Source organism: Pseudomonas sp. EA_35y_Pfl2_R111 (assembly GCF_963970955.1).
In the GTDB taxonomy this organism is placed as follows: Bacteria; Pseudomonadota; Gammaproteobacteria; order Pseudomonadales; family Pseudomonadaceae; genus Aquipseudomonas.
Genome location: NZ_CAXAOM010000010.1, coordinates 1 through 7607 on the forward strand (window position 1 = coordinate 1; position 7607 = coordinate 7607).

Here is a 7607-nt window from a genome sequence, read left to right on the forward strand (position 1 = left end):
GTTTCCTTGACCTTGCGGTTATTGACGTCGTACTCGAAGGCTTTCTCCACCTTCGACTCATTCCGGGTTTTGACGATGTTGCCGCGCTCATCGAACAAGGTGTACTTGGTGTTGCCCATTTCGCCGGTGGTGGTACTAGTCCAGTTGGCGTTGGCGATGCTGACCAGGGTTTCTTCAACAGCGGTGGTGCCGCTGATTTCGCCGTACAAACGACCGGCCTGGTCATACTGGTTGGTTAGCAGGGTGACGGCTGCACCATTGCGGATAATCCCGTGGGCGGTGTGGCGGTCCATCACGTCGTAGCTTTCCACCAAGACGGTGCCCAGGGCGTCCTGGGTGGCCACGCGGTTGCCGTGGGCGTCGACGCGGTAGTGCCGCGAGTAGCCCAGAGCATCAATGTCGCGGGTCAGCTCACCGGCGGCGTTGTACACGTGCTGACGTGTGCGCAGTTCGGTGCTGGTGGCGACGCCGGTATAAGGCCCGACCAGGTCAACTTCCTGGATCAGGTTGCCTACGGCGTCGTAGCGCTTCTCGTGGATCAGGCTGGCGCGGTAACTAGTGCCGTTCTCACGCAGGATGTCGGTGACCGGCAGGGTTTCGCTGAGGATCTTGTTGCTGTGGTCGTAGGTGTAGGTGGTGAGGTAGCCGCGTGCATCGGTGCGGCTGAGCATGTTGCCCCAGCGGTCGGTGGTTTGCCGGATGATCGGTGTGGTGAGCGTCAGGGTGACGTTGTTCAGGGTGTCGGCATTGATGTTGGCTTCAAAGGCCGGCAGGTGTTGTTCTTGCGCGTGACCGAGGAGGTTGTAGCGGGTGTAGGTGGTCCGGTCATCGGCCGCGGTGCTGACATCGCCCAGCTGGGTGGTGCGGCTGGCCTTGCCGGTGAGGTCGTAAGCAAACTGGGTGATGCCTTGGCTGTCGTGTTGCTGAATGGCACGACCCGCCTGATCGTAGCTGTAGCGTGTCAGCAGGTTGCCGTTGAGCAGCTTGTCGGTGACCTCACCAAAGCGGTTGTAGAGCACGCTGTTGGTGGTGCTCTGTTGGGTGCCATTAGCGGTGTACCAGTCGACGGTGGCGGTCTGTTGACCGAGGGCATCGTAGGTGAAGGTGCGTTTCAGGGTCTGGTTGTAGCTTACGGCTGCACCGCCCACGGTCCAGGCGCTGAGGGTGGCGCTGACTTGACGGCTTTCCTCCAGGCGGCGACCGGCAACATCGACTTTATAGTTTTGCGCAGAGCCGGCCGCGTCGATCTCTTGGATTTCATGCCCGGCGGCATCAAAGCGCGTGCGGGTGATCTGCGTCAGGCCGGCTTGTAGATTGCCATTGGCATCAACGCCAGCGCTGCGTGTTTCCTGCAGTGTCTGGCCAAAGGCATTGAGCAGGTAGGTGGTGGTGGGAGATGCAACAACTTGAGCGGCACTGGCAGCAAAGGGATCGATGGCACCACTTTTGGCCGTGGCCCGAGCCGGTTCAATAAGCGTGGTGACTTGGCCGAGGGCGTTGTACTCGGTGGTGGTGACGTTGCCAGCGGCATCTGTAACGGTCGTGGTGTTGCCCACGCCGTCATAGCCCATCTGGCTGACCAGCAGGTTGCCTGTGACTGCTACCGCCGATGTCGCACCGGTTTGCGCATTGATGCTCTGTTGCCAGTAGCGCACGTTCTCTTGGGTCACCCGAGTCAGGCGGCCCATGGCGTCATATTCAAACTGCGTGCTGCGGTCAGCCGGGTTGGTGACTGGAGGTGTGGGTAGTGTGCCTTCGCTCCAGCTGACCAGGGCGGTGGCGTATTCGACCTGGCGGCTGAGCTTGCCGAGGGCGTCATATTCCATGCGGGTGTAATGCCCCAGGGCATCCACACTGCCAATCCGCTGCCCTGACAGGTCGTAGTAGTGCACGGTGCTGGCACCGGTCTGCACGGTGGCCCCGGAGGTATTGCGGGCAACCTGGGTTTCACGAACCAGCTGGCCAAAGGTGTCGTAGCTGTACAGCGTGGTGGGGGCCAGGTTGGTCAGCGTCGAGGTGGCGACGTTGCCGGTGAAGGTGTAAATGCCAACAACGTTTTGCTGCACTGAGGTCTTGCGGCCGAGGGCGTCATAGCTGGTGAGCAGGGTGCGGTCTTTGCCAGCATCCGGTATCAGCGTTGCGGCTGTGATATCGGTGCCCTGGTAGTACCCCTGGGCGGGCACTGCCGCACTTAAGGCGTTGGCATAACGGGTCGTGCGGATGACATTGCCCTGGGCGTCGTAGCCATAAGCGATCACCCCTTTGAGCGCGTCGATATCGTGGCTGACCCGGCCCAGTACGTCGTAGACCTTGAAGCTGTCGACGAAGTCAGTGGCAACAGTGCCCGTGTTATTGACCCGAACGCGATTGCGCACGGCGTTGCCGAGCGCGTCGTAGGTGACTTCGGTGCTGATTTGGAAGGTGTTGGCGGTGCCATCTGTGGCGTAGCGGTATTGCCCAGAGGCCTTGTCATACCAGCCAGGCGCAGTGGTCAAAATCTGACGGCCAACAGAGTCGTAGGCGTACGTGCTCGTACGCGCTTGGCTGAGGTCATCCAGCGCGGGATCATCACCTTCACTGGCACGCAGCCGGCCTGTGCTGCGGCTGGTCACGTTGCCGAGTGCGTCGTAGCTGATGTGGGTAACGAGGTAGCGGGTCGCGGTGCTGACCACGCCGGTGTCGCTGATGGTCGCCACCAGGACGGCAGGGGTAACTTCCTCGACCAGGCGGTTGAGGCTGTCGTAGTTATACGTCCAGACAGCGCCATTTTTGTTGGTCAGGGTTTTGCGATTGCCCACCGCATCGTAGGTGTACGACTCGGTTTTGCCAGCCGCATCGGTGCTGCGGGTGAGTTGCCCTAATGCGTCATAGACGTAAGCAGTGGCACGGGCCTGTGCATTGGCTGTGGTCAACGCCGTTGCGGTATCGGCCAGCGTTCGAGCAGTGCCTGCGGCGATAACCTGGCTGTATTGACGAGTCTCAAGAATGCGCCCGGCATCGTCGTAGACCGACTCACTGACCTGATTCAGCGCGTTAATGGTGTAACGCACCCGGCCCAGGTCGTCGTAGATGGAGTGGGTGGTTTGATCTTTGTCGGCGTTGATCACCGGGCTGAGGCTTACGGGGGCATCGCCCAAGGCTGCGACCGCAATCGCCGTGGCATAGCGGGTGCTGCTGGTGACGCGGCCATTGGCGTCATAGACGTTGCGGGTCACCCCACCGAGGGCATCAACGGTGTCAGCTAAGCGTCCAGCAGTGTCGTAGACATACCAGGTGCTATTGCCGGCAGCATCGATCTTGCGGGTGACCTGATCGTTCTCGTTGTAACGGTATTGCGTGGTCAGGTTCAGGCCGTTGGGGTCCTGATGCTCGGCGGTGCGCCGGCCCAGCTTGTCGAACACATACTGGGTGATCTGCTGGTTCGGGTTGGCCACCGTGCCACGCGCAACCTGCACCTGCTGGCCGAGGCCGTCGTAGTTGTAGGTCGTGGTGAGCTTCAGGCCGCTCGGGTCCTGAGTGACCGTCAGGGTCTGACCCTTGCGGTCATAGGCGTAGTCGGTGATGCGCTGCTCAGGTAAGCCGTCGGCGGTGGTGACACGCACCTGCCGGCCCTGGCCGTCGAAGGTATAGCGGGTCACGCTGCCATGGGCATCGGTGCGGGTGACAACACGGTTGGCGGCGTCATAGCCGTAGGTTGTTTCGCGGCCCAAGGCATCGATGCTGCTGAGCAGTCGCCCTGCGGCATCGTAGGTGTTGGTCTTGATCTGGTTCAGTGCATCGGTGGTGCTGAGCAGCTGCCCATCTTGGTTATAGCTGTAGCGGGTGATCGCGCCGGTGCCGTCGGTGACCGTCAGGGTCTGGCCGTGGCGGTTTTTCGCGGTACTTACGCTAACCCCATCCGGGGTGGTTACGACAACGGTGCGGGTGTTGTCGTCATAGCTGTATGTGGTGGTCTTACCCAGAGCATCCGTTTGGCTCAGTACCCGGCCAAAGGCGTCGTACTCAGAGCTCTGCCCCTGATTGAGCGGGTTCGTGACGGTGATGATACGGCCATTACTGGCATAGGCCGTGGTGCGAGTCAGTCCACGACCATCGGTCTGGCTGATCACCCGGCCGAAAGCGTCATAGACAGTAGCGGTACTGTGGGCCAGGCCGCCAACATCTTCGATACGGCCGATCAGTTCGCCGCGCTGGTTGTAGCTCAGGCTTTGGGTGACGGTTTGACCACTGGCGATGCTGCGGGTGATGCTGCTCTGTTCGCCGAAGTCGTTGTAGCCATAGTTGGTGATATAGCCCAAGGCATCGGTGCTGCTGCTCAGCAGGCCGCGTTTGTCGTAGGCGTAAGTGCTGCGGTTGTCGGTGGCGGCGTTACGAATGGCCTGCACCAGGGTTTTAACCGGTGTGGTTAGCACGCCGCCGGTCAGGCTGGCGGTATCTGCGGTGCTCAGCCGATTGGTCAACTGAGCGCGTTCGCTCACCTCGCCAAAGGCGCTGTACACCGTTTCACTGACTTCACCCAGTGCGTTAACCACGTGAGTCAACCGACCCGCCGCATCGTAATAGGAGCTGGTCCGGTTGCCTGCAGCATCCGTTACGCTGGCCACTCGCCCCAGCGGGTCATAGGCATAGGTCAAACCGTACTGGGCATACACCGCGGCGATTTGTTCATCAGTCATGCCTGCAGTGATGCGTGCTGCAGCTTCGCCGAGCAGCTTGCCGGTGACCTGCCCAAACGCATCGTAGCGGGTCAGGCTGTTACGCGCCTCGCTTGTGCCGTGGGCTGAGGTCTCGCGTACCAGGCGACCTGAGGCGTCGTACTCGTAGGCAGTGACGGTGCCGTCAGTGGCGGTGCGCTGACTGAGCCGACCCAGGTTGTCGTAGGCCAGCAGCGTGCTCTGTTTGACGCCGCTGGCGACGGCCGCCTTGATCGTATTGAAATGCGTGGCGCCGTTGATTGCAGCGGTATAAGCCGTCGCGTAACGAATGCTCTGCTGGGTATTGCTCGCCTCGTCGTAGATGATCTCGCTGACAAACTGCTGCTCATCGACGCTGCCGATCTGCCGCCCGGCATTGTCGTAGAAGTACCAGGTGCTGAGGTTATCGCCGCTCGCTGGACGCAATGCCTCCAGCGTTCCACTGGCCCGCTCGGCCGGCGCTGTGGCGCTGGCGTAGCGGATCACCTGGATCAGCTGCCCGGCAGTGTTGTAGCGGTTCTCGCGCAGATAGCCTTCGCCATCGAGCTGGCCTGTCTGGCGCCCAGCAGCATCATAGAAGGTGCGAGTGATGCGAGTGCCGGTCTGCTGGGTGATTAACTGCCCGCGGCCGTCGTAGGTGTAAGTGGTGGTGACACCGGCTGCATCCGTGCTGCTGCTCAGTTGACCGGCTTCGTTGTATGTATAGGTTTTGCTGCGGTCGGCGGCAGTGACTGTCGGCCGAATCTGGCTGACCAGGGTTTTGGTGACGGCCGTGCCGTTGTACCAACTGCTGGTATCAACCAGGGTGGCGTACTGGATGACCGAAGTGCGCTGGCCGGCGGCGTCGTAACCGTATTCGGTGACTGCGCCAGTTCCATCGACCTGGGCACTGACCCGGCCCGCTTCGTCGTAGAAGGTGTACGTGCGCACGCCGGTGGCGTCTTGGACCATGGTGCGACGGCCCGCTGCGTCGTAGGCGTACTGGGTGGTTCGGCTTACTGCCCCGGCAGCGGTTTCGCTCACACTGAGCAGACGACCTTGAGCGTCGTAAGTCTGGAGGACGGTCAGGCCCGCAGCGTTGGTGGTCGACGTCGCACGGTGGGCGTTTGCATACGTCCGGAGTCCATTGCTGTCGATCTGCCCAAGCATCCGGCCCATACCGTCGTACAGGGTCGAACTTTGCACGGCCAACACCGTACGATCCGTCCCTCGCACGGCGATGCTCTGCAGCAGCTGCCCATGCTCGCTGTACACGTACTGACTGGCGATGGTCGCTGCATCGATCACCCCGGCGCCCGCTGCGCTGACCGTGGCATAACTCACCCGCAAACTGAGGTTACCGCGGTAGTCGTAGCTCAGTTCAGTCAGGCGGGCGCGCAGTGGATCGCGCTGTGCGGCCCAGGTGCCGACCTCAAGCTCGCTAAGCGTGGCCGTCGGGGCCAGCCCCGCAACGCTATACGGCGCATCGCCATAACCAATTTCATGGCTGCGCAAGCCATTGGCGGTGTAGCGGTACTCACTCACATTGCCGGTGGCGTCGATCACAAAGCGCAGACGCTGATTGCCATCGTAGGCATAGCGGGTGACTTGCGCTGCACTTGCAGGTGGCTCAGTCCAGCTGCTGGTGGCGGCATTCCAAGTCGCCGGCACGCTGTAACGGATTTCGTTGAGCAACTGGTTGCTCGCGCTAAACGTCCGGGTAACGGTGTTGCCCCGCGCATCACGCTCAAGCGTGCGATTACCGTTAACGTCATAACCGTAGGTAACCGTATTGCCACGACCATCAGTAACCTGCAGAACATTGCCTTGGCTGTCGTAGGCATAGCGCGTCGACAGGCGCTGACCATTTACGGCCGGACTTTGCACCTCAATTAATTGATCCGCAGCGTCGTAGAAATAACTCCACTGCTGCCCCAGCCCATTGGTTACGTCCGTGCGGCGGTTAACCGTGTCGTAGTCAAACGTGCTCGTGCCTGAGGCGTCGGTAACCGTTTTTACACGGTAATCAGCACCCACCAGTTGGTAGGTAAAACTGACCGATGTGCCATCGCTTTGCGTAACACTGGCAATGCGAAAACTGGTGCCGTCGTAGGTGTAGACCGTGCCGTAGAGATTGCCATCCGCAATGCTGTTGTCCGCCGGGGTCAGGTCTGTGTAGACCCCACTCAGTCGGCCCTGGGCATCGTAGGTGTAATACACCTGACGGGTCAGCGCACCGCCCTCGGTGGTGCGGGTGTCCAAACGCTCAAGCTTGCCGGCGGCGTTGTAGACCAACACCAGCTCTTGCCCCGAACTGTCTTTAACGCTGGCCAATCGGCCTGCAGCGTCGTAGCCATAGTGAATGCGTGTGCCCGTTGCATCCACTGTTGAGAGCAAGCGCCCGCTATCCCCAGCGTAACGCTCCTCGGTACGTCGCGAACCGTCGACCCACAACCACTCGCTGGTTGCAGCATCCCACTGCAGGGTGTCATGGGCGCCGTCACCGGCGCTCGACTGGTAGCCGCTGCCGGTCCAGGTATACACGGCCTCGTGGCCATCGCCGGTGGTGCGGGTCAGGGTGCTGCCGACGGTATTACGGGTACCGCTGAGCACCACGCGGCGCTCGCCGTCCCAGCGCCAACCATCCGCATCGGCATCGTTCAACGAACCCTGGGTGTTGTAGGTGCGCAGGTGCAGCAGGTCACGCCCCAACCCCGACAGTTGCTCGTCGGTGAACTGCAGGATCAGGTTGCCGTTGTGGGCATTGACCAACGCCTGGCCGCCCGACTGACCCAGCGAGCCCTGGCCAACCGCTCCACCCAGGGAATTCAACGAGGCGTTGAACAGACCCAGTCCATTGCCGGCAACAATCGCCACCATCTCCCTAACCCCCAAACCAGTCGAATCGCGCACGCGACTACAGAAAATCTTGGC

At 61.3% G+C, this 7607-nt stretch carries 1 protein-coding gene; it reads right to left on the minus strand.

Features of this window, described 5'->3' with window-relative positions; genetic code table 11:
• The coding region (locus tag AACY25_RS20815; protein WP_339527277.1) for a hypothetical protein at positions 1–7553 on the minus strand (7553 nt) is incomplete at its 3' end.
• Positions 7554–7607 lie beyond the last annotated feature (54 nt).